The sequence below is a fragment of the Variovorax ureilyticus genome (assembly GCF_037889935.1).
Taxonomy (GTDB): Bacteria; Pseudomonadota; Gammaproteobacteria; order Burkholderiales; family Burkholderiaceae_C; genus Variovorax; species Variovorax ureilyticus.
Map to the genome: position 1 here is coordinate 16696 of NZ_JBBKZU010000006.1, position 23796 is coordinate 40491.

Annotated in this window: 17 protein-coding genes; 9 read left to right on the plus strand and 8 right to left on the minus strand. The window is 68.4% G+C overall.

What is annotated here, in order from left to right:
- Nucleotides 1-1083 carry an ABC transporter ATP-binding protein gene (locus WKW77_RS14690; RefSeq protein WP_340357596.1) on the minus strand — a complete coding sequence of 361 codons (1083 nt, stop codon included), beginning with the start codon at nt 1081-1083 and terminating at the stop codon, nt 1-3.
- Nucleotides 1067-2734, minus strand: coding sequence for a glycerol-3-phosphate dehydrogenase (gene glpD, locus WKW77_RS14695; protein WP_340357597.1), 1668 nt, complete (start codon nt 2732-2734; stop codon nt 1067-1069). The genes WKW77_RS14690 and glpD overlap by 17 nt, the downstream gene beginning before the upstream one ends.
- 95 nt (nt 2735-2829) lie before the next feature.
- Here glpD and WKW77_RS14700 point away from each other — a divergent pair, with 95 nt between their 5' ends.
- Nucleotides 2830-3591 carry a DeoR/GlpR family DNA-binding transcription regulator gene (locus tag WKW77_RS14700; protein WP_340357598.1) on the plus strand — a complete coding sequence of 254 codons (762 nt, stop codon included), beginning with the start codon at nt 2830-2832 and terminating at the stop codon, nt 3589-3591.
- Nucleotides 3592-3758: 167 nt separating this feature from the next.
- Nucleotides 3759-5252 (plus strand): glycerol kinase GlpK, encoded by a 1494-nt coding sequence (gene glpK, locus WKW77_RS14705; RefSeq protein WP_340357599.1) that lies wholly within the window; start codon nt 3759-3761, stop codon nt 5250-5252.
- 192 nt (nt 5253-5444) lie between these two features.
- Here the strand turns inward: glpK and WKW77_RS14710 are convergent, their stop codons facing one another.
- From WKW77_RS14710 to WKW77_RS14720, 3 genes are all read right to left on the minus strand, one after another.
- Nucleotides 5445-6401, minus strand: coding sequence for an alpha-E domain-containing protein (locus tag WKW77_RS14710; RefSeq protein ID WP_340357600.1), 957 nt, complete (start codon nt 6399-6401; stop codon nt 5445-5447).
- Nucleotides 6402-6419: 18 nt separating this feature from the next.
- Nucleotides 6420-7922: a circularly permuted type 2 ATP-grasp protein gene (locus WKW77_RS14715; RefSeq protein WP_340357601.1), complete on the minus strand. Its 1503-nt coding sequence runs from the start codon at nt 7920-7922 to the stop codon at nt 6420-6422.
- A 99-nt stretch (nt 7923-8021) separates the two neighbouring features.
- Nucleotides 8022-10421: a DNA internalization-related competence protein ComEC/Rec2 gene (locus WKW77_RS14720; protein WP_340357602.1), complete on the minus strand. Its 2400-nt coding sequence runs from the start codon at nt 10419-10421 to the stop codon at nt 8022-8024.
- A gap of 100 nt (nt 10422-10521) precedes the next feature.
- On the opposite strand from WKW77_RS14720, the gene WKW77_RS14725 reads away from it, so the two are divergent.
- From WKW77_RS14725 to WKW77_RS14745, 5 genes are all read left to right on the plus strand, one after another.
- Nucleotides 10522-14028 carry a transglutaminase family protein gene (locus WKW77_RS14725; protein ID WP_340357993.1) on the plus strand — a complete coding sequence of 1169 codons (3507 nt, stop codon included), beginning with the start codon at nt 10522-10524 and terminating at the stop codon, nt 14026-14028.
- A 54-nt stretch (nt 14029-14082) separates the two neighbouring features.
- The gene (locus tag WKW77_RS14730; protein WP_340357603.1) at nt 14083-16791 is read left to right on the plus strand and encodes a circularly permuted type 2 ATP-grasp protein; all 2709 of its coding nucleotides are present in this window, start codon (nt 14083-14085) and stop codon (nt 16789-16791) included.
- A 1-nt stretch (nt 16792) separates the two neighbouring features.
- Nucleotides 16793-17785: a transglutaminase family protein gene (locus tag WKW77_RS14735; protein ID WP_340357604.1), complete on the plus strand. Its 993-nt coding sequence runs from the start codon at nt 16793-16795 to the stop codon at nt 17783-17785.
- Nucleotides 17782-18237, plus strand: a complete 456-nt coding sequence (locus WKW77_RS14740; RefSeq protein ID WP_340357605.1) for a RidA family protein — start codon at nt 17782-17784, stop codon at nt 18235-18237. Before WKW77_RS14735 ends, WKW77_RS14740 begins: the two co-directional genes overlap by 4 nt.
- A gap of 136 nt (nt 18238-18373) precedes the next feature.
- The gene (locus WKW77_RS14745; RefSeq protein WP_340357606.1) at nt 18374-18829 is read left to right on the plus strand and encodes an Lrp/AsnC family transcriptional regulator; all 456 of its coding nucleotides are present in this window, start codon (nt 18374-18376) and stop codon (nt 18827-18829) included.
- 45 nt (nt 18830-18874) lie between these two features.
- Here WKW77_RS14745 and WKW77_RS14750 read toward each other — a convergent pair whose 3' ends face one another.
- On the minus strand, nt 18875-19081 hold the full coding sequence (locus WKW77_RS14750; RefSeq protein WP_340357607.1) for a DUF6494 family protein: 207 nt from the start codon (nt 19079-19081) through the stop codon (nt 18875-18877).
- An 82-nt stretch (nt 19082-19163) separates the two neighbouring features.
- On the opposite strand from WKW77_RS14750, the gene amrB reads away from it, so the two are divergent.
- Nucleotides 19164-19964, plus strand: coding sequence for an AmmeMemoRadiSam system protein B (gene amrB / locus WKW77_RS14755; protein ID WP_340357608.1), 801 nt, complete (start codon nt 19164-19166; stop codon nt 19962-19964).
- An 11-nt stretch (nt 19965-19975) separates the two neighbouring features.
- A complete protein-coding gene (gene amrS / locus WKW77_RS14760) occupies nt 19976-21043 on the plus strand; it encodes an AmmeMemoRadiSam system radical SAM enzyme (RefSeq protein ID WP_340357609.1) in 1068 nt (355 codons plus the stop codon).
- Between the two features lie 10 nt (nt 21044-21053).
- On the opposite strand, the gene amaB is transcribed toward amrS, so the two are convergent.
- Nucleotides 21054-22568: an L-piperidine-6-carboxylate dehydrogenase gene (amaB, locus tag WKW77_RS14765; protein ID WP_340357610.1), complete on the minus strand. Its 1515-nt coding sequence runs from the start codon at nt 22566-22568 to the stop codon at nt 21054-21056.
- On the minus strand, nt 22565-23761 hold the full coding sequence (locus WKW77_RS14770) for a saccharopine dehydrogenase family protein (RefSeq protein WP_340357611.1): 1197 nt from the start codon (nt 23759-23761) through the stop codon (nt 22565-22567). Before WKW77_RS14770 ends, amaB begins: the two co-directional genes overlap by 4 nt.
- Nucleotides 23762-23796 lie beyond the last annotated feature (35 nt).

A 23796-nucleotide genomic window follows, 5' to 3' on the forward strand; every position in this document is an offset into this window, starting at 1 on the left:
TCAGTGCCCACCTTTCCTCTTGCGCCACTCGGGCGCGACCGCGAGCCGCTCGCCACTGTCGAACACATAGGCCTGCGATGCGTTGAAGTACAGCGTGATCGCCGCGCCCAGCTCGAAGCGGTGCACGCCCGTGAGCTGCGCGACCACTTCGCCGACCAGCGTCTCGACGTGCACGAAGGTGTCGGAGCCGGAGATTTCCGCCAGCTCCACCTTGCCGGGCAAAGGCACGTCGCCTTCGGTCGGGCGCACGTCGAAGGCGCTGGCGCGCACACCGATGGTCACCGCGCCATCGACTTCGGGCGGCAGCGCGAGCGGCAGCAGCGGCCCGCCCTCGATCTGCGCGCCATCAGGCACCGCGCGGCCGGCCATGAGATTCATCGGCGGATCGCTGAAGGCGCGGGCCACGCTCAGCGACTGCGGCGCGTGAAAGACTTCGGCGGTCGGGCCGTACTGCAGCAGTTCCCCGGCATCCATCACCGCGGTGTAGCCGCCGAGCAGCAGCGCCTCGCCGGGCTCGGTGGTGGCATAGATCACGGTGGAATCACCGCTTGCGAAGAGGTGCGTGAGTTCTTCGCGCAGACCCTCGCGCAGCTTGTAGTCGAGATTGACCAGCGGCTCGTCGAGCAGCATCAGCGGCGCGTTCTTCGCCAGGGCACGGGCCAGCGCCACGCGCTGCTGCTGGCCGCCCGAGAGTTCCGCGGGATAACGGTCGAGGAACATGCCGATGTGCAGCCTGTCGGCCAGTTCGCGCACACGGGCTTCGATGTTCTTTTCGCCGCGCAGCTTGAGCGGCGAGCCGATGTTCTCGGCGACCTTGAGCGACGGGTAGTTGATGAACTGCTGGTAGACCATCGCGATGTTGCGTTCGCGAACCGGCACGCCGGTGACGTCCTGGCCGTCGACGAAGACCTTGCCCTCGGTGGGTGCGTCGAGGCCGGCCATGAGCCGCATGAGGCTCGTCTTGCCGGCCTGCGTAGCGCCCAGCAGCACGGTGACCGCACCGCTGCGCGGCGCGATGCTCTGCGGATAGAGCCAGGTCTGCGCGCCCACCTTCTTGGAGACGCGGTCAAGTGACAGCTGCATGGACCTCCTCTTTGTCGGATTGATGGACCTGCATCCAGGCGTGGACCTGTTCGCGCTGGTCGCGCGTGTAGTGCAGGCCGAGCTTGGAGCGGCGCCAGAGCACGTCGTCGCCGCTGCACGCCCACTCCTCGTTCTGCAGGTAGCGCAACTCGCGCTCGTGCAGGCCGGGGGCGATCGCGGGGCCGAGGTCGCCCATCGAGGCCGCGTCGCCGATGACTTCTGCGACCCGGGCGCCATACGCGCGGGCCAGACGCCGCGCGACGCCGGCGTCGAGCCAGGGATGGCGCTTCTTCACCTCGGCCACGAAGCGCTCGAAATCGTCATCGGGCCGCGATGTGCGGCTCGTAGCGCCGACCCACTCAGACAGGTCGCCGCCCGCGAGGAAGGCGCCTTCGGTCCACGGCTTGCGCGCATCGCCGAGCATGCGGCCGACTTCATCGGCGGCGTCTTCGGCCAGCTTGCGGAAGGTGGTGATCTTGCCGCCCCACACCGACAGCAGGGGCGCGGCGGCGATGTTGGATTCGAGCAGGTAGTCGCGGGTGACGGCGGACGGGTCGCCCGAGGCGTCGTCCAGCAGCGGGCGCACGCCGGAATAGGTCCACACCACATCCGAAGGCTGGATCGGCTTCTCGAAATACCGGCTGGCCTGCGTGCAGAGGTAGTCGATCTCGTCGTCGCTGATGTGTGCCGCGCCCGGGTCGTCGCCGGGCAGTTCGATGTCGGTGGTGCCGATCAGCGTGAACTCGTCCTGATACGGGATCGCGAAGATGATCCGCTTGTCCGGGTTCTGGAAGATGTAGGCATGGTCATGCGCGAACACGCGCGGCACGACGATGTGGCTGCCCTTCACGAGCCGCAGATGCCGCGTGGCGAGCGCCTCGTCGCGCGCCGAGCGGGCCACGCCGCGCAGGAAGGCTTCGGCCCACGGCCCCGCCGCGTTCACGACCGCGCGGGCGCGCACGTTGCGCCGGCCGTCGGGACCTTCGAGCACGGCGGTCCATGCATCGGCGCTGCGCTGCGCGCTCACGCAACGGGTGCGGGTGAGCACCTCCGCGCCGCGTTCGCGCGCATCCAGCGCATTCAGCACCACCAGACGCGCGTCGTCCACCCAGCCATCCGAATAAACGAAGCCGCGTTTGAACGCGCTTTTGAGCGGTTTGCCGGCCGGATGCTTTCGCAAGTCCACGCTGCGCGAACCGGGCAGCACCTCGCGCCGGGCGAGGTGGTCGTACATGAAGAGGCCCATGCGGATCATCCAGGCCGGCCGCATCGAGGGGTCGTGGGGCATGACGAAGCGCAGCGGCCACATGATGTGCGGCGCGCTTTTCAGCAGCACTTCGCGCTCCTGCAGCGCCTTGCGCACGAGCGAGAACTCGTAGTACTCCAGGTAGCGAAGTCCGCCGTGGATCAGCTTCGTCGACGAAGATGAGGTGTGGGCCGCGAGGTCGTCCTTCTCGCAGAGAACGACGCGCCAGCCGCGCCCCGCGAGGTCACGCGCAATGCCGCAGCCGTTGATGCCGCCGCCGACGATCAGGACGTCGCAATCGGTCTCGGAGGCAGCGGATGACGCTTCGGGAGCACGCACGAAAACGGGATCTCCAGGTGGGCGCGAGGCGCGATTTGCAGGATATTCGTGTTCGAATCTTTTCATTTTGGTTCCTTGTTGAGCGATTTTCGTCGGCGTTAACCCTTAAGTCCATTCGTTTCTTTTCGTTCTAAATTCACTCGCCTCTCCCACTTGCCCCCGTGAACTCCAACCCCCGACAACTCAAGCTCCTGAACACCGTGCGTTCGCGCGGGTCGATCAACGTCGACGAACTGGCCAACATGCTCGGCGTGACCCTCCAGACCGTGCGCCGCGACGTGCAGCGGCTGGCCGATGAAGGCCTGCTCACGCGCTTTCATGGCGGGGTGCGGGTACCGAGTTCGACCACCGAGAACATCGGCTACCAGCAGCGCGAGAACCTGCATGCCGAAGGCAAGGCCCGCATCGCACGTGCGGTGGCGGCCAAGGTGCCGAACGACTGCTCGCTGATCCTGAACATCGGCACCACCACGGAGGCGATCGCCAAGGCGCTGCTCGGGCATACAGGGCTGCGCGTGATCACCAACAACCTCAATGTCGCGACGATCCTGAGCGACAACCCGCATTGCGAGGTGATCGTGGCCGGCGGCTCGGTGCGGCTGCGCGACCGCGCGATCGTCGGCGAGGCGACCGTGGATTTCATTCGCCAGTTCAAGGTCGACATCGCGCTGATCGGCGTGTCGAGCATCGAGGCCGATGGCACGCTGCGCGACTTCGACTTGCGCGAGGTGAAGGTGGCGCAGACCATCATTTCCCAGGCGCGCGAGGTGTGGCTCGCCGCCGATGCGAGCAAGTTCAACCGGCCCGCGATGATCGAGCTGGCCAAGCTGTCGCAGATCGATTGCCTGTTCACCGACGCGGAGCCTCCTCCGCCCTTCCCGGATTTGATCGAACGCGCGCAGGTACGCTGCGTGATCGCATGAACTGTTGCTCGCCCCCAGGCTACGCGCACTTCGTGTCGCTTCGCCACCCCCCCTACCGGGGGCGCTGCTGGCGGCCCGGCAGAGCCGGTTCCGCGGCAGCTCCCGAAGGGCGCGCTGCGCGGCGCGGCGGGAAGACAATCCGAACGGACCCCAGGAGCAATTGACGCATGACCTACCTGCTTGCCCTCGACCAGGGCACATCGAGCTCACGCAGCATCGTTTTCGACCGCGACAGCCGCATCGTCGCCATCGCACAGCGCGAGCTCCCGCAGATCTACCCGCAGCCCGGCTGGGTCGAGCACGATGCGGTGCAGATCTGGACCGACCAACTCGCCACCGCGCGCGACGTGCTCGCCAAGGCGAAGTTGACCGCCAAGGACATCCACGCGATCGGCATCACGAACCAGCGCGAAACCACCGTCGTGTGGAACCGCAAGACGGGGCACCCGGTGCATCACGCGATCGTGTGGCAGGACCGCCGCGCCGAGCCGCTGTGCGCGCGGCTGCGCGAGGACGGCATGGCCGGCGCGATCCAGGAGAAGACCGGCCTCGTGATCGATGCCTACTTTTCCGGCACCAAGCTGCGCTGGCTGCTCGACAACGTGCCCGGCGTGCGCGCGCAGGCCGAGCGCGGCGATCTGGCCTTCGGCACCGTCGACAGCTGGCTGATCTGGCAGCTCACCGCCGGCAAGGTGCATGCGACCGACGTGAGCAACGCCTCGCGCACCATGCTCTTCAACGTGCACACCAACCAGTGGGATGCCGACCTGCTCAAGGCGCTCGACATCCCCGCCTCGCTGATGCCGGAGGTCAAGCCGTCGAGCGCGCATTTCGCCGACACCGCCGCGGGCCTCTTCGATCGCAGCCTGCCGATCGGCGGCGTGGCGGGCGACCAGCAAAGCGCCCTCTTCGGCCAGGCCTGCTTCGAGGCCGGCATGGCGAAGAACACCTATGGCACCGGCTGCTTCCTCCTGATGCATACCGGCGGCGACTTCCAGCCGTCGCACAACGGCCTGCTCGTGACCAGCGCCGCGCAGACCAGTACCAAGCCGCAGTACGCAATGGAAGGCAGCGTCTTCGTCGGCGGCGCGGTGGTGCAGTGGCTGCGCGACGGACTCAAGGCCATCCCCGGCAGCGCGCATGTGCAGGCGCTCGCCGAAAGCGTGCCCGATGCGGGCGGCGTGATGATGGTGCCGGCCTTCACCGGACTCGGTGCACCGTATTGGGACGCGGAAGCACGCGGCATCATCACCGGCCTCACGCGGGGCACCACCGTGGCGCATATCGCGCGTGCGGCGCTCGAAAGCATCGCCTACCAGAGCGCCGCGCTGCTGCAGGCCATGAGCCGCGATGCGGTCGCTGCCGGCGGCATGCCGGTGGCCGAGCTGCGCGTGGACGGCGGCGCCTGCGTCAACAACCTCCTGATGCAGTTCCAAGCCGATCTGCTGGGCATTCCGGTGGTGCGGCCGGAAATCACCGAGACCACTGCGCTCGGCGCCGCGTACCTTGCGGGGCTGTCGACCGGCTTCTACAGCGACGTGAGCGAGCTCTCGAAACTCTGGCGCGTCGAGCGTCGCTTCCTGCCGACGCTGAGCCGCGGCAAGGCGAGCGAAGCGATGGCGCGCTGGGAACGCGCCGTTCGTCAAGCTACAGCCAGCTGAAGCGCGCGCCCCTCAGGCCAGGAATACCGCGGAACCGGCTCCGCCGGGCCGCTGGAATTGCCCCCGGTCGGGGGCTGAGGGCCGCGGCTCCAAGCCTGCCTGCGCAGGCTTGGACGTGCCCGAAGAGCAGCCGCCTCTGGCGGCCGCACGAGAGAGCGACACGAAGTGCGCGAGCCTGGGGGCGAGCAACAATCACTGCGCAGGAACCAGGAAGTCCTGGCTGATGCGCCAGCCGAGCTCGTTCACGCGATCGAGGAACTGCGTGAGGTACGCATGCAGTCCGGTCGCGAGGATCTCGTCCACCGTCGCGTACTGGAGATCCGCCAGCAGCTTGCCCGCGCGGCGCTGCGTCTCGGCGCTCTGGTCGTTCTTCACCTTGTCGAGGTTTTCCACCACTTCGACGAGGCACGCGTGCAGTGAACGGGGCATGTCGGAGCGCAGGATCAGCAGCTCGGCCACGCGCTCGGGCTTGATCACGTCGCGGTATACCTTGCGATAGACCTCGAACGCGGAGACGCTGCGCAGGATCGCGCTCCAGTGGTAGAAGTCGTACTCTTGGTCTTCCTCGGTCGCGGTGCCGAAGAACTCGCTGTTGAGGGCGTGGAACTTCACGTCCACCAGCCGCGCGGTGTTGTCGGCGCGCTCCAGGAAGGTGCCCAGGCGCGAGAAGTAGAAAGCCTCGTCCTGCAGCATGGTGCCGAGCGTCACGCCGCGCGAGAGGTGCGAGCGGAACTTCACCCATTCGAAGAACTGCGCCGGGTCGCGTTCGAGGTCGCCCGCACGGAGCATGCGGTTGACTTCGAGCCAGGTGGTGTTCTGCGTTTCCCACGCCTCGGTGGTGAGCGCGCCGCGCACTGCGCGGGCGTTCTCGCGCGCCGCTCGCAGGCACGAGAGGATGGACGAAGGATTCGACTCGTCCTTGACCATGAACTCCATCACCTCGTCGGGCAGGATCTGGTCGTGCTTCTCGTTGTACATCGGCAGCAGCTCGCTGATCGACAGCAAGCCCTGCCAGCCGTACTTGGCGACCTGGGCCGATTGCGGCAGCAGCGAGGTCTGATAGTTGACGTCGAGCATGCGCGCGGTGTTTTCCGCGCGCTCGGTGTAGCGCGACATCCAGTAGAGGTGATCGGCAGTGCGTGACAACATGATCTGAAAAGCTCCCGATCAGGACGTTTGCGTTTGGGTTTGCGACTGGCCTTCCGAGCGTTGCCCGTTGCTGCGGTCGCCTTCGAGGATCCAGGTGTCCTTGGTGCCGCCGCCCTGCGACGAGTTGACCACCAGCGAGCCTTCCTTGAGCGCGACGCGCGTGAGGCCGCCCGGCACCATCTGCACCTCCTTGCCCGACAGCACGAAGGGCCGCAGGTCGATGTGGCGCGGCGCGATGCCGGCATCGACGAAGGTCGGCGAGCTCGACAGGCTCAGCGTGGGCTGCGCGATGTAGCCGTCGGGCTTGGCGAGCACCGCCTTCTTGAAGTCCTCGAGCTCGGCCTGCGTCGCAGCGGGGCCGATGAGCATGCCGTAGCCACCGGCCCCGTGCACTTCCTTGACCACGAGGTCCTTCATGTTCGCAAGCGTGTAGTCGAGGTCGTCCTTGTTGCGGCAGATGTAGGTCGGCACGTTCTTGAGGATCGGCTTTTCGCCGAGGTAGAACTCGATCATCTTCGGCACGTACGGATAGATCGACTTGTCGTCCGCCACGCCGGTGCCGACCGCATTGCAGATCACGACGTTGCCTTCCCGGTAGGCACGCATCAATCCGGCGCAACCGAGCGTGGAGGTCGGGCGGAACACCTCGGGGTCGAGGAAGTCGTCGTCCACGCGGCGATAGATGACGTCGACGCGCCTGGGCCCGCGCGTGGTGCGCATGTAGACGAAGTTGTCCCGGACGAAGAGGTCCTGCCCCTCGACCAGTTCCACGCCCATCTGCTGCGCGAGGAAGGCGTGCTCGAAGTAGGCGCTGTTGTACATGCCGGGCGTGAGCACCACGACCGTGGGCTCGGCGGTGGCCGGCGGCGCGGACGCGCGCAGGGTCTCGAGCAGCAGGTCGGGATAGTGGGCGACCGGCGCGATGCGGTTCTGGCTGAACAGCTCCGGGAAGAGCCGCATCATCATCTTGCGGTTTTCCAGCATGTAGCTCACGCCGCTGGGCACGCGCAGGTTGTCTTCGAGCACGTAGTACTCGCCGTTGCCGCTGGCATCGGGCGCGCGCACGATGTCGATGCCGGCGATGTGCGAATAGACGTCGTTGGGCACCTTCACGCCGGCCATCTCGGGCCGGTACTGCGCGTTCTTCAGGATCTGGTCGGCGGGGATGACGCCGGCCTTGATGATTTCCTGGTCGTGGTAGACGTCATGGATGAAGCGGTTGAGCGCTGTCACGCGCTGCACCAGCCCCTTTTCCATCGATGCCCACTCGTGCGCGGGGATGATGCGCGGCAGGAGGTCGAAGGGGATCAGGCGTTCGGTGCCCGACCCGTCCTCGTCCTTCGCGCCGTAGACCGCGAAGGTGATGCCGACCCGGCGGAAGATCATTTCCGCCTCTTCGCGCCGCGAACGCATCACCGCTTCGGGTTGCTTCGCGAGCCATTGGTCGTATCGCTTGTAGTGGTTCCGGACGGCTGCGCCGGTGTAGGGAACCTGTTCATACATCTCGTCGAATTTGTGCATGGACGACCAATCTCCTTGACCATAGCTTAGCAAGTTCAAGGCCAAACTTCGGTGTCGGATGGGGGAAACGAGGGGTCGGGTTGGCGGGCTTGCGCGCCGTCAATCCATCTGGTGGTGCCAGTAGCGCCGCGCCGTGTTCCTGTGGCAAAGCATTTCATCCGGCACGGCGCTGGACCACGTCGCGGCGCCGCAATGGGGCGTGTCGACGAGGCGGATGCCGTGCTCGGCATAGCGCTGGACCACCTCCGTCGCCGGATGGCCGAAGCGGTTGCGCCAGCCCGCCTGGACGATCGCGAGGCGCGGGTGTACCGCCTCGAGCAGCGGTGGGCTCGACGAGGTCTTACTGCCGTGGTGGGGCACGAGCAGAACGTCGGCCGCCAGCCGATCGGCATGGCGGGCGACCAGCGCGGCCTCCTGCGCCTGCTCGATGTCGCCTGCGAGCAATGCCGTCGCGCGCCCGTTGCCGATGCGCAGCACGCACGAGATCGCGTTCGGCCTGGCGAAGCCGCCGTAGTCGCCTTCCGAGGGATGGAGGATCTCGAAGTCGACGCCGTCCCACGTCCAACGCTGGCCGGCGACGCAGCGCTGCGCCTTCCGCAGCGTCTGGAGCGGATGGTCGGCCTCGATGGAACTCAGCAGCCGCGCCGCCGGCTGCATCGCCAGCACCGCCGGCGCGCCCCCGGTGTGGTCGGTGTCGCGATGACTCAGGACGACGGCGTCCAGCCGCTCGCCGAAAGCCCGCAGCAGCGGCACGAGCACGCGGTGCCCGGCATCGCCGGCCAGGCTGTACCGGGGACCGGCGTCGTAAAGCAGGCTGTGGGATGCAGTGCGCACCAGCACCGCGTTGCCCTGCCCCACGTCGGCAGCCAGCAGTTCGAACTCCCCCATCGCCGGGCGCAGCGGCTGCCAGAGCAGCGCCGGCGCCAACAGCGGCAGCCCGAGCACGCGAATGGACCACGGCAGGCGCATGGCGAGCACGATGCCGCCGAGGACGCCCGCGGCGGCCGTCCAGATCGGCGGCGTGGGCATCGACAGGGTCGCGAACGGCCATTGCGCGAACCATTGCAGAAGCCATGACAGCGCCTGCACCGCCCATGAAGCCACCTCCCAGAGGGCGGGAATCAGCAGGCCGAGCATGGAAAGCGGCGTCACCACCAGCGTCACCCAGGGAATCGCGATCAGGTTGGCCGGCAGCCCGACCGCCGAGATCTGCTGGAACAGCAACAGGGTGAGCGGCGTCAGCGCCAGCGTCACGACCCACTGCTCGCGCAGCAACCGGGCGATGCGCGTTGCAACGCCGGCGCGCGCATCGTCGGTCGCACCGTTGCCCGCGGCGAAGAGAACCCCCACCGCCACGAAGCTGAGCCAGAAGCCCGGCTGCGTCAGCGACCACGGATCGATCGCCACCACCACCGCGCAGACCAGCAGCCACACGAACGGCCAGGGCCACATCCGCCCGCCGAGCCGGAGCAGGCCGACGACCGCCAGCATCCACACCGTGCGCTGAGACGGCACGCCCCCGCCGCTGAAGGCCGCATAGAGCGCCGCGAGCGCCACGCCGCCGGCAAGCCCCGCATGCTGCGCCGGCCACCGCAGCATCAAGCGGCGGCTGCGGCGCCACAGGGCCTCGACCGCCAACGCGGCAAGCCAGGCGAACATCGTCACGTGAAGCCCCGAGATCGCCATGAGGTGCGCCACGCCGGTCGCGCGGAAGACGTCCCAGTCGGCGCGCTCGATCGCGTTCTGGTCGCCCGTGACCAGCGCGGCGATCACGCCCGCGCTCTGGCGATCGGGCACGCGCATCAGGATGGCATCGCGCACCGCTTCCCGTGCGCGCTCGATCGGATGGCGCCATGTCGTTGCGATGCGCTCGGGGGGCGGCACGCCGCCACGCACGTAGCCGGTCGCCTGCTCGCCCTGCTCCCACAGGCGCAACTCGTAGTCGAAGCCGTGCGGATTGAAGTTGCCATGCGGCGCTCTCAGCCGCACCGGCAGCCGCCAGCGTTCGCCCGCGTGCAGCGGCGCGCCCGGCTCGCCGCTCGCGTCCGCATACCAGCCGATCGAGACGCGCGGCGGCACCCGGGGCGGCGCGCGCCCGTCGTCCGCACGGCCGGGCCAGCGTGCCGATTCGACTTCGAGCGTGAAGCGCAATCCGCTTTCGTTGCGCAGCGGCATCTGTGCGACCACGCCGGTCACCACCAGATCGCTGCCGTCGAGCGCCCGCGGCAGCGCATCGGCTGCAAAGCACACTGCGCGCCAGCCCGCGAGGCCGGCACCGGCCATGCCGCCGAGAAGCAGCGCCACCGTCAGGACGAGCGCGCCGCGCCGCAGCCGCTCCAATGGGCGCAGCGCGAATCCGCCAGCCATCGCCCCCGCGACGAGCGCCGCATAGACCGCCTCGCGCCAGAGCGCCGCCTGTTGCAATTGCAACGCCGTTCCAACGACGAAACCCAGCATGGCGGCCAGCACCCGCAGGCCGCGCACATCCCATCCCTGCATACCTCAACGCTCCCTGTCACGCCGCTTTTTGGCGCGCTAATTGCTTTCTGTGTCGGCTAGTATGCGTCTCACCCGAGGCACGACCGACGCACTGAACAACATGTCCATCCACGCCGCGCTCCACCACGTCACCCACTACAAGTACGACCGTCCGGTGCAATTGGGGCCGCAGGTCATCCGCCTGCGACCTGCACCTCACTGCCGGAGCAACGTGATCTCGTATTCGCTGCGGATCGAGCCCGAGCAGCACTTCATCAACTGGCAGCAGGACCCTTTCGCGAACTACCTCGCCCGACTGGTGTTCCCCGAGAAGACGACCGCCTTCAAGGTCACGGTCGACCTGGTCGTCGAGATGGCGGTCTACAACCCCTTCGACTTCTTCCTCGAACCGCAGGCCGAGACCTTCCCCTTCAAATACACCGAGGCGCAGGCGCAGGAGCTCGCGCCCTACCTCGTTGCTGATGCGCCCACGCCGCTGGTGCAGGCGTATCTCGACAAGATCGACCGCAAGGAACAACGCACGATCGATTTCCTCGTCCAGATCAACCAGCAGGTGCAGCAGGACGTCAACTACCTGATCCGAATGGAACCCGGCGTGCAGACGCCGGAAGAAACGCTGGCCAACGGGTCGGGCTCGTGCCGCGATTCGGGCTGGCTGCTGGTGCAGTTGCTGCGGCACTGCGGCCTCGCTGCGCGCTTCGTCTCGGGCTACCTGATCCAGCTCACGCCCGACGTGAAGTCGCTCGACGGCCCGAGCGGCACCACCGTCGACTTCACCGACCTGCACGCCTGGTGCGAGGTCTACCTGCCGGGCGCCGGCTGGATCGGGCTCGACGCCACGTCGGGCTTGCTCGCAGGCGAAGGCCACATTCCGCTCGCCTGCACGCCCACCCCGTCCAGCGCCGCGCCGATCGAGGGCGCGGTGGACGAGGCCGAGGTCGATTTCGGCCACGAGATGAAGGTCACGCGCATCTACGAATCCCCGCGCGTGACCAAGCCCTACACCGAGGAGCAATGGGACGACGTGCTCGCGCTCGGCGAGGCGGTGGACAAGCGCCTGAAGGCCGGCGACGTCCGCCTGACGATGGGCGGCGAGCCGACCTACGTCGCGACCACCGACCGCGACGCGCCCGAATGGAACACCGACGCGCTCGGCCCCACCAAGCGCGGCTACGCGACCGAGCTGGTGCAGAAGCTGCGCGCCGAATACGGCGAAGGCGGCTTCCTGCACTTCGGGCAGGGCAAGTGGTACCCGGGCGAGCAGTTGCCGCGCTGGGCGCTGTCGATCTTCTGGCGGGCCGATGGCGAAAGGATCTGGCACAACCCCGACCTCTTCGCCGACGAGCGGCATCCGACGAACTACACGAGCGAGGATGCGCAGCGCTTCACCAACGCGCTGGCGCGGCGGCTGGGCCTGACCGAGCGCTACATCCAGCCGGGCTACGAGGACGTCTACTACTACCTGTGGCGCGAGCGCCGGCTGCCGGTGAACGTGGACCCCTTCGACTCGAAGCTCGACGACGAGCTGGAGCGCGTGCGCCTGCGCCGCGTGTTCACGCAGAAGCTGGATGCGGTGATCGGCTACATGCTGCCGATCGAGGCCTCGAACGCCGACAGCGATGCGCCCGCCCTCGCCGGCCCCGGCTGGAAGACCGGACCATGGTTCCTGCGCGATGACCGGCTCTACCTCATGCCCGGCGATTCGTCGATGGGCTACCGACTGCCGCTCGACTCGCAGCCGTGGGCCAGCAAGGGCGACTATCCCTACCTCGTCGAACGCGACCCGACCGCGCCGCGCGACGGGTTGCCCGCTGCGGCCGACTACCGTGCGCGCTATGCGGCAGGCATGGCCGGTTCGTTCGGTGCAGGCGATGCCGATCGCGGCAGGGTGCCTTACGACTTCGGCGCACCGCAAGCCGTGCCCAGCGCGCTGCGGATGCAGTCGCCGGGCGAAGCCGCGGCCTTGCGCGACGGAGCGGCGCAGGATTCCGCCGAAACGCGCCAGCCGCGCCGCGGCGAGTCCGCCCACTGGATCACCCGCACCGCGCTGTGCGTCGAGGTACGCGACCCGCGCCGCGCCAACGGGCCGGCGGCGGAAAAGGTCGGCACCGCCTCGGGCGTGCTCTACGTCTTCATGCCACCCCTCGCTCGCCTGGAGGACTATCTCGACCTGGTCGCCGCCGTCGAGGCCACCGCCGAGGAGCTCGGCGTCAAGATCGTCATCGAAGGCTACCCGCCGCCGCGCGACCCACGCCTGAAGCTGCTGCAGGTGACCCCCGACCCGGGCGTCATCGAAGTCAACATCCATCCGGCGCACAACTGGGGCGAACTGGTCGCGCACACCGAGTTTCTCTACCACGCGGCCTTCGAGACGCGCCTGTCGGCCGAGAAATTCATGACGGACGGGCGCCACACCGGCACCGGCGGCGGCAACCATTTCGTGCTCGGCGGCGCGACGCCGGCGGACAGTCCCTTCCTGCGCCGGCCCGAGCTGCTCGCGAGCCTGCTGCTGTACTGGCACAACCATCCGTCGCTGAGCTACCTGTTCTCGGGCATGTTCATCGGCCCGACCAGCCAGGCCCCGCGCGTGGACGAGGCGCGCAACGACCAGGTCTACGAGCTGGAGATCGCGCTCAAGGAAATCGCACGCAGCCGCGAGATCTACGGCCAGAACATGCCCGCGTGGCTGGTGGACCGCACGCTGCGCAACATCCTCATCGACGTCACCGGCAACACCCACCGCAGCGAGTTCTGCATCGACAAGCTCTACTCGCCCGATTCCAGCACCGGCCGCCTCGGCCTGCTGGAGCTGCGCGCCTTCGAGATGCCGCCGCACGCACGCATGAGCATCGCGCAGCAACTGCTGCTGCGCGCGCTGGTCGCCCGTTTCTGGGATGCGCCCTACGCCGCGCCGGCCACCCGGTGGGGCACCGAGCTGCACGACCGCTTCCTGCTGCCCACCTTCGTGAAGATGGACTTCGAGGACGTGATCAGCGAAATGCGCCAGGCCGGCTTCGCCTTCGACCCGAACTGGTTCGCACCGCATTTCGAGTTCCGCTTCCCGCTCGTCGGGCAGGTGCAGGCGATGGGCGTGGAGCTGTCGCTGCGCAACGCGCTCGAACCCTGGCACGTGATGGGCGAGGAAGGCGCGCCCGGCGGCACGGTGCGCTATGTGGATTCGTCGCTGGAGCGCGTCGAAATCCGCGTCACCGGCATGAACGAGAGCCGCCACGTCATCACAGTCAACGGCCAGGTGCTGCCGCTGCAGCCGACCGGCACCATGGGCGAATTCGTCGCGGGCGTGCGCTACAAGGCGTGGAATCCGCCTTCATCGCTGCATCCGACCATCGGCGTGCATGCGCCGCTGACCTTCGACATCGTCGACACCTGGATGAAGCGCTCGCTCGGCGGCTGCCAGTACTTCGTCGCGCACCCGGGCGGGCGCAACTACGAGACCTTCCCGGTGAATGCCTACGAAGCGGAAAGCCGCCGCCACGCACGCTTCTCGCGCATGGGCCACACGCCGGGCCTGATGACCACGCCGCCGGCGACGATCGAGATCAGCGGCAGCCGCGAGTTCCCGTTCACGCTGGATCTGCGGCGCTAGCCACTCCGTTGACGAAGCGGCATTGCGTGTCCACGGTGTGACAATCAGCGCACCGTGGACTCACAGAACACATCTCTCTTCGATGCCCAGGCGCTCGAAGCGCCGGCCGAGCTGGCGTCCGCGCTCGCGCCACCGGCCGCGCCGGGGCATTTCGACGAGCTGCGCGGCATCGCAACGCCACAGAGCACCCCGCGCCTCGGCACCCCTTCACAGCCCGCGCCGCTCTACGACGCGGCCTCGGTACCGCCCGCCGCGCCGGCCGCCGACGAGACCGATCTCGCCCCCGGCGAACACGCACCGCTCGCCCCGCCCTGGGCCGGCTTCTTCGAGAACCTCGGCCCCGGCGGCTTCGACGACCTGCCGCGCCGCGCGGTCAGCCTGGAGCGGCAGATCCGCGACAACGGCGTCACCTACAACGTGTATGCCGATGCCGCCCACGGACCGCAGCGGCCGTGGTCGCTCGATCTTTTTCCGCTGATCGTCTCGCCCGAAAGCTGGGCGCAGATCGAAGCCGGGGTCCAGCAGCGCGCGCGCCTGCTCGACCGCGTGATGGCCGATGTCTACGGGCCGCAGCAACTGCTCTCCGAAGGGCTGCTGCCGCCGGCGCTGGTGCAAGGCAATCCGGGTTACCTGCGCGCCATGCATGGCGTGAAGCCGCCCGGCGACACCTGGCTGCATATCGCGGCCTTCGACCTCGCACGCGGGCCGGACGGCAACTGGTGGGTGGTCTCGCAGCGCACGCAGGCGCCCTCGGGCCTGGGCTACCTGCTGGAAAACCGCCTCGCCATCGCGCGCCAGTTCCCGCAGGCCTTCGAGAACCTGAACGTCCAGCGCCTCGCCGCGACCTACAACGCGATGATGGAAGGCCTCCAGCGCATGTGCCCCGCCGGACAGCCGCCGCACATCGCGCTGCTGACGCCGGGCCCGTACAACGAGACCTACTTCGAGCACGCCTACCTCTCGCGCTACCTCGGCGTCACGCTGGTCGAAGGCAACGACCTCACGGTGCGCGACCAGCGGCTCTACCTCAAGACGCTGCAGGGCCTGCGGCCGGTGCACGGGCTGATCAAGCGGATGGACGACCAGTTCCTCGACCCGCTCGAACTGCGCCCGGATTCCACGCTGGGCGTGCCCGGGCTGCTGCAGGCCATCCGCGCCGGCAACGTGCTCGTTGCCAACATGCCCGGCTCGGCGTTTCTCGAATCGCCGGCGCTCCTGGGCTTCCTGCCGGCGCTCTCGCGTCGGTTGCTCGAAGAGAAGCTGCAACTGCCGGCGCTGCCGACCTGGTGGTGCGGCGAGCGCGCCGCGATGGAAGCGGTGCTCCCGCTGCTCTCCGACTGCGCGATCAAGGCAACTTACCCCGGCGACGATTCGCACACCAGCTTCGACTCGGTGCTCGGCACCCGCATGGGCCAGCGCGCGCTCGACGAATGGGCGGGCCGCATCATGCGCCGGGGCGACGAGCACACGGTGCAGAGCTATCTCCCGCTGTCGCAGATGCCGACCTGGGCGCAGAACTTCGACCGCGGCCACATCGCGCCGCGCGCCGTGGTGCTGCGCGCCTTCGCGATCAGCGACGGCCCGCAGTCGTGGCGCGTGCTGCCGGGCGGCCTCGCGCGGCTGGCCGGCCCCGATGCGCAGATCGCCTCGATGCAGCGCGGCGGCAGCAGCGCCGACGTCTGGGTGCAGACGCTCGGCGAGGTCGACATGACCACGCTGCTCCCCTCGCACGCAACGCCGGCCTCGCTCGCGCGGCATCGCGCACCGGTCACCAGCCGGGCCGCAGAGAACATGTTCTGGCTCGGGCGCTACACCGAGCGGGCCGAGAACGCGGTGCGCCTCGCACGCGTCACGCTCGACCTGCTCGGCGGCGAGGAAGCCTCTTCCCGCGCACTGCTCCACTGGCTGCACCAGCTCGCGGAACGCAACGCACTCGTGCCGCGCGAGGTGCCGAGCCTGCCGAAATCGCGGCGGGTGTTCGAGCGCGTGCTGATCGCCGAACTGGGCGACGTCGAGCACGGCGGCAGCGTCGGCTTCAGCCTGAGCTGCGTGCGGCGCGCGGCCGCTGCGGTGCGCGAGCGGCTGTCCCAGGACCACTGGAACCAGATCGTGCGCGCCGAAGCCGACTTCCTGCGCCGCAGCGCCGAACAGGCCGGCGAGAAGGGCGAAGCGGGCTATGAGTCCGGCGCCGCGCTGCGCCTGCTCGAATCGGCGAGCACCGCGCTGGCCGCGATGACCGGCGCGCAGACCGACCGCATGACGCGCGACGATGCGTGGCGCCTGCTGTCCATCGGACGGCACATCGAGCGGCTGGCCTTTCTGTGCAGCACGCTCGCGGCGGGCTTCGAGACCGGCGCGGTGCACGAGGTGCCCGGCTTCGAGGCGATGGTGGCGCTGTTCGACAGCACGATCACCTTCCATGCGCGCTACCAGCAGCGGCGCGATGTCGCGACGCTGGTCGACCTGCTGGTGCTCGACGGCGACAACCCGCGATCGCTCGCCTGGGTCACGCACACCCTGCGCAAGCGCATCGCCAAGCTCGCGGGCAGCGCGCCGGGCAAGCTCTCCGCACTGTCTTACGAACTGCCCGACCCCGACACCTGGACGCTGGAACACCTCTGCGAAGCCGGCGCCGACGCGCAGTACCGCGGCCTGCTCGACCTGTGCGCCGCGTGCGAAACCGCCGCCTACCATGTCTCGGACGCGATCGGCACGCGCTATTTCACGCTCACGTCCGAATCCCTGCGCTCCGTGGGAGCATGACATGCTGCTTCACGTCACCCACTTCACACGCTACGACTACACGCCGCCGGTCGACACCGCGCAGCACCTGGCGCACCTGAAGCCGATGAACACGCCTTCGCAGCGGCTGGTGAGCCATGCGCTCCGGATCACTCCGCCGCCGGCGCAAAGCAGCGAATCGCCAGATGTGTACGGCAATACGCGCAACTTCTTCGCGCTCGACTCGACGCACGAGGAACTCTTCGTCACCGCCGAAAGCGTGGTCGAAACCTCGGTGCCGCAGCTGCCCGCCTCGGTCGCGCGCGACCTGCCGTGGGAGGAGGTGCGCGAACGCTTCCGCTACATCAAGGACTCGCACTACGACCCGGCGGCCGAGTTTCTCTTTCCGTCGCGCTACGTGCCGCGCCATGACGATTTCGCGGCCTATGCGCGGCCGAGCTTCGCCGCCGGCCGCCCGACCTTCGACGTCGCGATGGACCTCGCGCTGCGGATGTTCAAGGACTTCGACTACGACGCCGAGAGCACCGAGATCAGCACGCCGGCGGTCGAGGCGCTCGCGCAGCGCGGCGGCGTGTGCCAGGACTTCGCGCACATCATGATCGCGTGCCTGCGAACCCTGGGCCTGCCGGCGCGCTACGTCAGCGGCTACCTGCTCACCCAGCCGCCGCCCGGCCAGCCGCGCCTGGTGGGCGCGGATGCGTCGCATGCGTGGGTCTCGGTCTACCTGCCGGGTGCCGACGGGCCCGGCGACTGGGTCGACTTCGATCCGACCAACGGCCGGCAGCCCGGCGAAGACTACGTGACGCTTGCGGTCGGCCGCGACTATTCCGACGTATCGCCGATGCGCGGCGTGCTGCACGGCGGCGCGCGTCACTCGCTGCACGTCGGCGTCACGGTGCAGCCGATCGAGGAGCGTCGCGACGAGGCCGCGAATGCCGCGCGCGCCCAAGCGGGCCCGGTGGCGGACAATCCGCCATCCGACTCCCAGCCATCCGACAACAAGGACATTCCATGAGCATCCAGGACAAACTCAAGAGCCTCGGCATCACGCTGCCGCCCGTCTCCGTTCCCGCCGCCGCCTACGTGCCCTTCGTGCAGACCGGCAATCTGGTGTTCCTCTCCGGCCACATCGCCAAGAAGGACGGCAAGCCGTGGGTCGGCCAGCTCGGCGCCAACATGACGACCGAGGAGGGCAAGCAGGCCGCGCGCGCGATCGCGATCGACCTGCTCGGCACGCTGAACGCGGCGGTCGGCAACCTCGACAAGGTCAAGCGCATCGTGAAGGTGATGAGCCTCGTCAACTCGACCGGCAGCTTCACCGAGCAGCACCTCGTGACCAACGGCGCGAGCGAATTCTTCGCCGAAGTGTTCGGCAGCGAGAAAGGCGCGCATGCACGCAGCGCCTTCGGCGTGGCGCAGATTCCGTTCGGCGCGTGCGTCGAGATCGAGCTGATCGCGGAGGTGTGACCACCCCCAGCCTCGCCCACCCACTACGGGTGGCTCTGCATCCCCTCCAGGGGGCGCACCCCTGCGGCCCGGCGGAGCCGGTTCCGCGGGTGCCCACGCATGTCTTGCTCACGGGCGCTGTCCGCCTGAGGCGTCCATGGACGACACCGACCGCCACCTGCTGAGCCTGCTGCAAGCCAACGCGCGCGAATCCACCGCGCTGCTCGCGCGCAAGCTCGGCGTGGCGCGCACCACCATCGTCGCCCGCATCGCACGCCTGGAGCGCGAGGGCGTGATCGCCGGCTATGGCGTGCGTCTCGGCAAGCGGCTGGAGGAAGCCGCGGTGCGCGCCTATTGCGGGCTCAGCGTGGCGCCCAAGACCGGCGCCGCGGTCATGCGCGCACTCGAACGCCTGCCCGAGGTCGAAGAGGTCTCGGCGGTCAGCGGGCAGTTCGACTACATGGTGCTGCTGCGCTGCGAGACGAACGAGCAGCTCGATGCGCTGCTCGACCGAATCGGGCTCATCGAGGGCATCCAGCACACGCACACCTCGGTGGTGCTCAGTCGCAAGCTGGATCGCCGCAGCGCGGTTCCGCCGCCGCCTGCGGCCTGAACTCGAGAGCCCGTCGGGACCGGCGGGACCGCCCCGCCGGAAAGGTCACCCCAGATGGATTTCTCCATCGAATCCGACCTTGAGCTGCACACCAGGGATCTCGAGCGTCATCTTTACAGGCAACGCAGTGTTGTCTGCAATCGATCCTGACGCCAACGCCTTGGCGACGGCCTGTTCGATCTCTCGCTGCGAACTCACGCCGACCATCTTGAGGAACTTGCGGATGCTGATGTTGAAGGTTTCTTCGTTCATGGCACGCTCCGGGTGAGGACATCGAGGACAGGATTTGATTTTCGAATCCGAACGGTTCAAATTCAACGGCTGGAGCCGCTCAATGCCCGCCGTGCGCCACGCCGCCGTTCAAGGCCTGTTCTATCCATCCGCACAGCGCGAGTTGCGTGAACAGGTCGAGGCCCTTCTGCGCGACGGCGCCGGCGAGGATCTGAAAGCGCACCCCCGGCCCAAGCTGCTGATTGCGCCGCACGCCGGCTACGTCTATTCCGGGCCCGTCGCCGCGAGCGCGTACGCCCTGCTCCAGCGTCCGGACGCAACGCCCATCCGCCGCGTGGTGCTGCTGGGGCCTGCGCATCGCGTGTGGGTGAACGGCCTTGCCGCACCGGAGGCCGGCGCCTTCCAGACGCCGCTCGGCCGGGTTCCCATCGATCGCGAGATGCTCGACCGCATCGCCGATCTGCCGCAGGTGATCCGCAGCGACCGAGCGCACGCGCAGGAGCATTCGCTCGAAGTGCACCTGCCCTTCCTGCAGGCGGCGCTCGGCGACTTCACGCTGGTGCCGCTGGTGGTCGGCGATACCGACGGCGCCGCGGTCGCGGAGGTGCTGGAGCGGCTCTGGGGCGGCGACGAAACGCTGATCGTCATCAGTTCGGACCTGTCGCACTACCTGCCCTACGCGAAGGCAAAGCTCGCCGACGAGGCGACCGTGCAGCGCATCCTGGACTTCGATGCGAGGCTCACACCGCACGAAGCCTGCGGCTCGGAGGCCATCAACGGGGCCTTGCTGGCGGCGCGCCGCCATGGGCTGAATCCGCGCCTGCTCGACCTGCGCAACTCCGGCGACACCGCGGGCGATCACGACCGCGTCGTCGGCTACAGCGCAATCGCCTTCGAGGCGTGAACGGGTTTCCGATGGACCGGCCCGCCCAGTGGTGGCACCGCCTGGACGACGGACGCATCCAGTGCGACCTCTGCCCGCGCGACTGCCGACTGCACGAGGGGCAGCGCGGCATGTGCTTCGTGCGGCAGCGCGTCGGCGACGCGATGGTTCTCACCACCTACGGACGCAGTTCGGGCTTCTGCATCGACCCGATCGAGAAGAAGCCGCTCAACCATTTCCTTCCCGGCAGCAGCGTGCTGAGCTTCGGCACCGCGGGCTGCAACCTCGCGTGCAAGTTCTGCCAGAACTGGGACATCTCCAAGAGCCGCGAGTTGGACCGGCTGATGGACACGGCCTCGCCCGAACGCATCGCACGAGCCGCCAAGGAAAGCGGCGCCGACAGCGTGGCCTTCACCTACAACGACCCGGTGATCTTCGCCGAGTACGCGATGGACGCCGCCGATGCCTGCCACGCGCTGGGCCTGCACAGCGTGGCCGTGACCGCCGGCTACATGCACGCCACCCCCCGCCGCGCGTTCTACGAGCGGATGGATGCGGCGAACGTCGACCTCAAGGGTTTCACCGAACGCTTCTACTTCCAGCAGACCGGCGCGCACCTGGCGCCGGTGCTCGACACGCTGCAGTACCTGAAGCACGAAACCCGTTGCTGGTTCGAGATTACGACGCTCCTGATTCCCGGCCACAACGACGACAGCGCCGAGATCGAAGCGATGACGCGCTGGATCGCCGACCACCTCGGCCTTGACGTGCCGCTGCACTTCACCGCCTTCCACCCGGACTACAAGATGCTGGATGTGGCGCCCACGCCGCCGGCGACGCTGAAGCGCGCCCGCGCGATCGCGCTCGCCAACGGGCTGCATCACGTCTACACCGGCAACGTGCACGACGTCGAAGGCGGCACCACCTTCTGTGCGTCATGCCACGCGCCGCTGGTGCGGCGCGACTGGTATCTGGTGCTGGACTACCGGCTCGACGAGCGCGGCGCCTGCGCGCATTGCGGCACGCCGCTCGCGGGCCGCTTCGGAGCCTTCAAGAGCGGGTTCGGGCGCCGCCGGATCCCGGTGCGTCTCGCGGCATAGCGATCGCGCATCAGCCAAACGTGATGCCCTGCGCGAGCGGCAGCTCGGTCGAATAGTTGATCGTGTTGGACGTCCGGCGCATGTACTGCTTCCACGCATCGGAGCCGCTTTCGCGATCGCCGCCGGTCTCCTTCTCACCACCGAATGCCCCGCCGATCTCGGCGCCGCTCGGACCGATGTTCGCGTTCGCCATGCCGCAGTCGGAGCCCGAGGCGGAGATGAAGCGCTCGACCTCTCGCATGTCGTTCGAGAAGATGCACGAGGAGAGCCCCTGTGGCACATCGTTGTGCAACTCGATCGCCTCCTCGAAGTCGTCGTAGGCCAGCACGTAGAGCAGCGGACCAAAGGTTTCGCGGCGCACGAGCCCGGTCTGCACAGGCATTTCGGCGATGGCCGGACGCACGTAGAAGGCCTTCGGGAAGCGATCCGCCAGCACGCGCCCGCCGCCGGTGAGCATGCGGCCGCCCTGCGCTTCGACTTCTGCGACGGCGAGTTGCAGCGCGTGGAACGCCGCCTCGTCGATCAGTGGGCCGACCAGCGTGCCTTCTTCCAGCGGATGACCGATGCGCAAGCTTTCGTAGGCGGCCAGCAGCTTGGGGATCAGCACATCTTTCACCGAGCGATGCACGATGAGCCGGCGCAGCGAGGTGCAGCGCTGCCCCGCCGTACCCACCGCGCTGAAGAGGATCGCCCGAAGCGCCATGTCGATGTCCGCGTTCGGCGTCACGATCATCGCGTTGTTGCCGCCGAGTTCGAGGATGCGCCGGCCGAAGCGCGCCGCCACGCGCGGGCCGACCTCACGGCCCATGCGCGTCGAGCCGGTGGCCGAGACGAGCGGGATGTCGGGGCTGTCGACCAGCGCCTCTGCCTGCGCGGCGCGGCCCACCACGATCTGCGCAAGGCCCTCCGGCGCGCGGTCGCCGAAACGTGCGATGGCACGCTCCAGGGCCCTGAAGGTCGCGAGACCCGAAAGCGGCGCTTTCTCCGACGGCTTGAAGATCACCGGATCGCCGCACACCAGCGCGATCGCCGCGTTCCATGCGAACACCGCGCTCGGAAAGTTGAACGCGGTGATGATCGCCACGGGGCCGAGCGGATGGTACTGCTCCATCATGCGATGCCCGGGCCGCTCCGACACGATGGTCTTGCCATGGAGCTGCCGCGAGAGCCCGAGCGCGAATTCGCAGATGTCGACGCCCTCCTGCACTTCGCCGAGGCCCTCCTGGGCGATCTTGCCGACCTCCACCGAGATCACGCGGCCGATGTCGGCCTTGCCCTTGCGAAGCTCCTCGCCCCAGAGACGAACGAGTTCGCCGCGCACCGGCGCCGGCACGTCGCGCCAGCGCTGGAATGCGGCCCTGGCGCGCGCGATCACCTCCGGCATCGATGCTTCCGGCGTCTCGTGCAGCCGCGCGAGTTCCGCACCATCGATGGCCGAGCGCACGACGAGCGTGCCGCCGGTGCGTCGGGAAGCGCCGATGCCGCAGCGCTCGAAAAGTGCGGACAGATCGTTCGCGTCGTTCATGTGCGTGGCTCCTTCCGGGCCCGGCGTCGCGCCTGGGGTGGCCAAGTATGAGCGAAGGTGCTTGCGCGGTGCGGTGCCGCCGCTGTCGGATTCGCCCCCGATTCGGCCAGGCCGGCATAGCAGGTACCGACCCGGGTTGAAAGAAAGTCCTCGAGCGCGATCTGCTCCTGCCCCACGAAGCCACGTGCCGGCAGCCGACCGGTGCGAAGCAGCTCGAAGACCCCGACCACCCCGGCAGCGGTCGAGAGCTCGATGGCGGTGCGGTCCACGCCGCGCAGGCGGCCGCCGTGGATGCGCGCCATGCGCGTCTCCTGCTCGAAGCGCCCGCCGCGCAGCCCGGATGCGGAGGCGAAGACGATCACCATGTCCTCGCGGCTGTGCGGCACCGCGTTCTCCAGCACCTGCCGCAGCAGGTCGCGCCGCTCGATCAGGCGCAGGTCGTGCAGCAGCAGCTTCATCGCATCGCGATGGCCCGGATAGCGGATCGTCTTGTAGTCGAGATTGCGCACGCGGCCGGCCAGCGTCTCGCACAGCGTGCCGAGTCCGCCGGAGGTGTTGAAGGCCTCGTAGGTGTCGCCGTCGAGCACCAGTGTCTCGTACCCCTCCAGCGGCGGCACCGACACGCGCTGCCCCTGCGCAATGGCGACACACGGCTGGCAGTACTCGTTGATGACGCCGTCGATGCTCCAGGTGAGGTTGTAGCGCAGGCCGTTGGTCGCGTGCCGCGAGAGCGCACCCACGCGCAGATGCAGATCGCAGAGCTCGTCGAAGCGACCCGAGAGATGCGCCCCGAGCATGCCGATCACGCCGGGGGCAAGGCCGCTCTGGGGCATCAGCACGGTATTTGCATCCACCGCCAGCGCACGGATCGCGGTGGTGGCGGCAACGTCTTCGGTCAGGTCGAAGTAGTGGACGCCCGCCGCATGGGCCGCCGCCGCGACGCGCGCCGCGAGGAAGAACGGCAACGCATTGATGACCACGTCGTGCGCCGCCAGCACGGCGGCCAGCGATGCTTCGTCTTCCACGTCGAGGATCGCGCGCGTCACCAGCCGGTCACCGGGTTCGTGCCGCACGTGCTGCCGGTCTGCGAGCGTGACGGGAAGGCGGTGGTACTCGGCGACCATGTCGGCGACCGTGCTGCCGACCTTGCCGGCGCCGAGGACGAGGACCTTGCGGATGATGGGCGCTGCCATGTGATTCCCTTCGAGAACATTTCGCTGTGGATGCG

What these genes read in the sequence shown, in the direction of transcription:
- WKW77_RS14690 (WP_340357596.1), bottom strand. Translation starts at nt 1,083, where the DNA reads ATGCAGCTGTCACTTGACCGCGTCTCCAAGAAGGTGGGCGCGCAGACC.
- glpD (WP_340357597.1), bottom strand. Translation starts at nt 2,734, where the DNA reads ATGAAAAGATTCGAACACGAATATCCTGCAAATCGCGCCTCGCGCCCA.
- glpK (WP_340357599.1), top strand. Translation starts at nt 3,759, where the DNA reads ATGACCTACCTGCTTGCCCTCGACCAGGGCACATCGAGCTCACGCAGC.
- WKW77_RS14710 (WP_340357600.1), bottom strand. Translation starts at nt 6,401, where the DNA reads ATGTTGTCACGCACTGCCGATCACCTCTACTGGATGTCGCGCTACACC.
- WKW77_RS14715 (WP_340357601.1), bottom strand. Translation starts at nt 7,922, where the DNA reads ATGCACAAATTCGACGAGATGTATGAACAGGTTCCCTACACCGGCGCA.
- WKW77_RS14720 (WP_340357602.1), bottom strand. Translation starts at nt 10,421, where the DNA reads ATGCAGGGATGGGATGTGCGCGGCCTGCGGGTGCTGGCCGCCATGCTG.
- WKW77_RS14725 (WP_340357993.1), top strand. Translation starts at nt 10,522, where the DNA reads ATGTCCATCCACGCCGCGCTCCACCACGTCACCCACTACAAGTACGAC.
- WKW77_RS14735 (WP_340357604.1), top strand. Translation starts at nt 16,793, where the DNA reads ATGCTGCTTCACGTCACCCACTTCACACGCTACGACTACACGCCGCCG.
- WKW77_RS14740 (WP_340357605.1), top strand. Translation starts at nt 17,782, where the DNA reads ATGAGCATCCAGGACAAACTCAAGAGCCTCGGCATCACGCTGCCGCCC.
- WKW77_RS14745 (WP_340357606.1), top strand. Translation starts at nt 18,374, where the DNA reads ATGGACGACACCGACCGCCACCTGCTGAGCCTGCTGCAAGCCAACGCG.
- WKW77_RS14750 (WP_340357607.1), bottom strand. Translation starts at nt 19,081, where the DNA reads ATGAACGAAGAAACCTTCAACATCAGCATCCGCAAGTTCCTCAAGATG.
- amrB (WP_340357608.1), top strand. Translation starts at nt 19,164, where the DNA reads ATGCCCGCCGTGCGCCACGCCGCCGTTCAAGGCCTGTTCTATCCATCC.
- amrS (WP_340357609.1), top strand. Translation starts at nt 19,976, where the DNA reads ATGGACCGGCCCGCCCAGTGGTGGCACCGCCTGGACGACGGACGCATC.
- amaB (WP_340357610.1), bottom strand. Translation starts at nt 22,568, where the DNA reads ATGAACGACGCGAACGATCTGTCCGCACTTTTCGAGCGCTGCGGCATC.
- WKW77_RS14770 (WP_340357611.1), bottom strand. Translation starts at nt 23,761, where the DNA reads ATGGCAGCGCCCATCATCCGCAAGGTCCTCGTCCTCGGCGCCGGCAAG.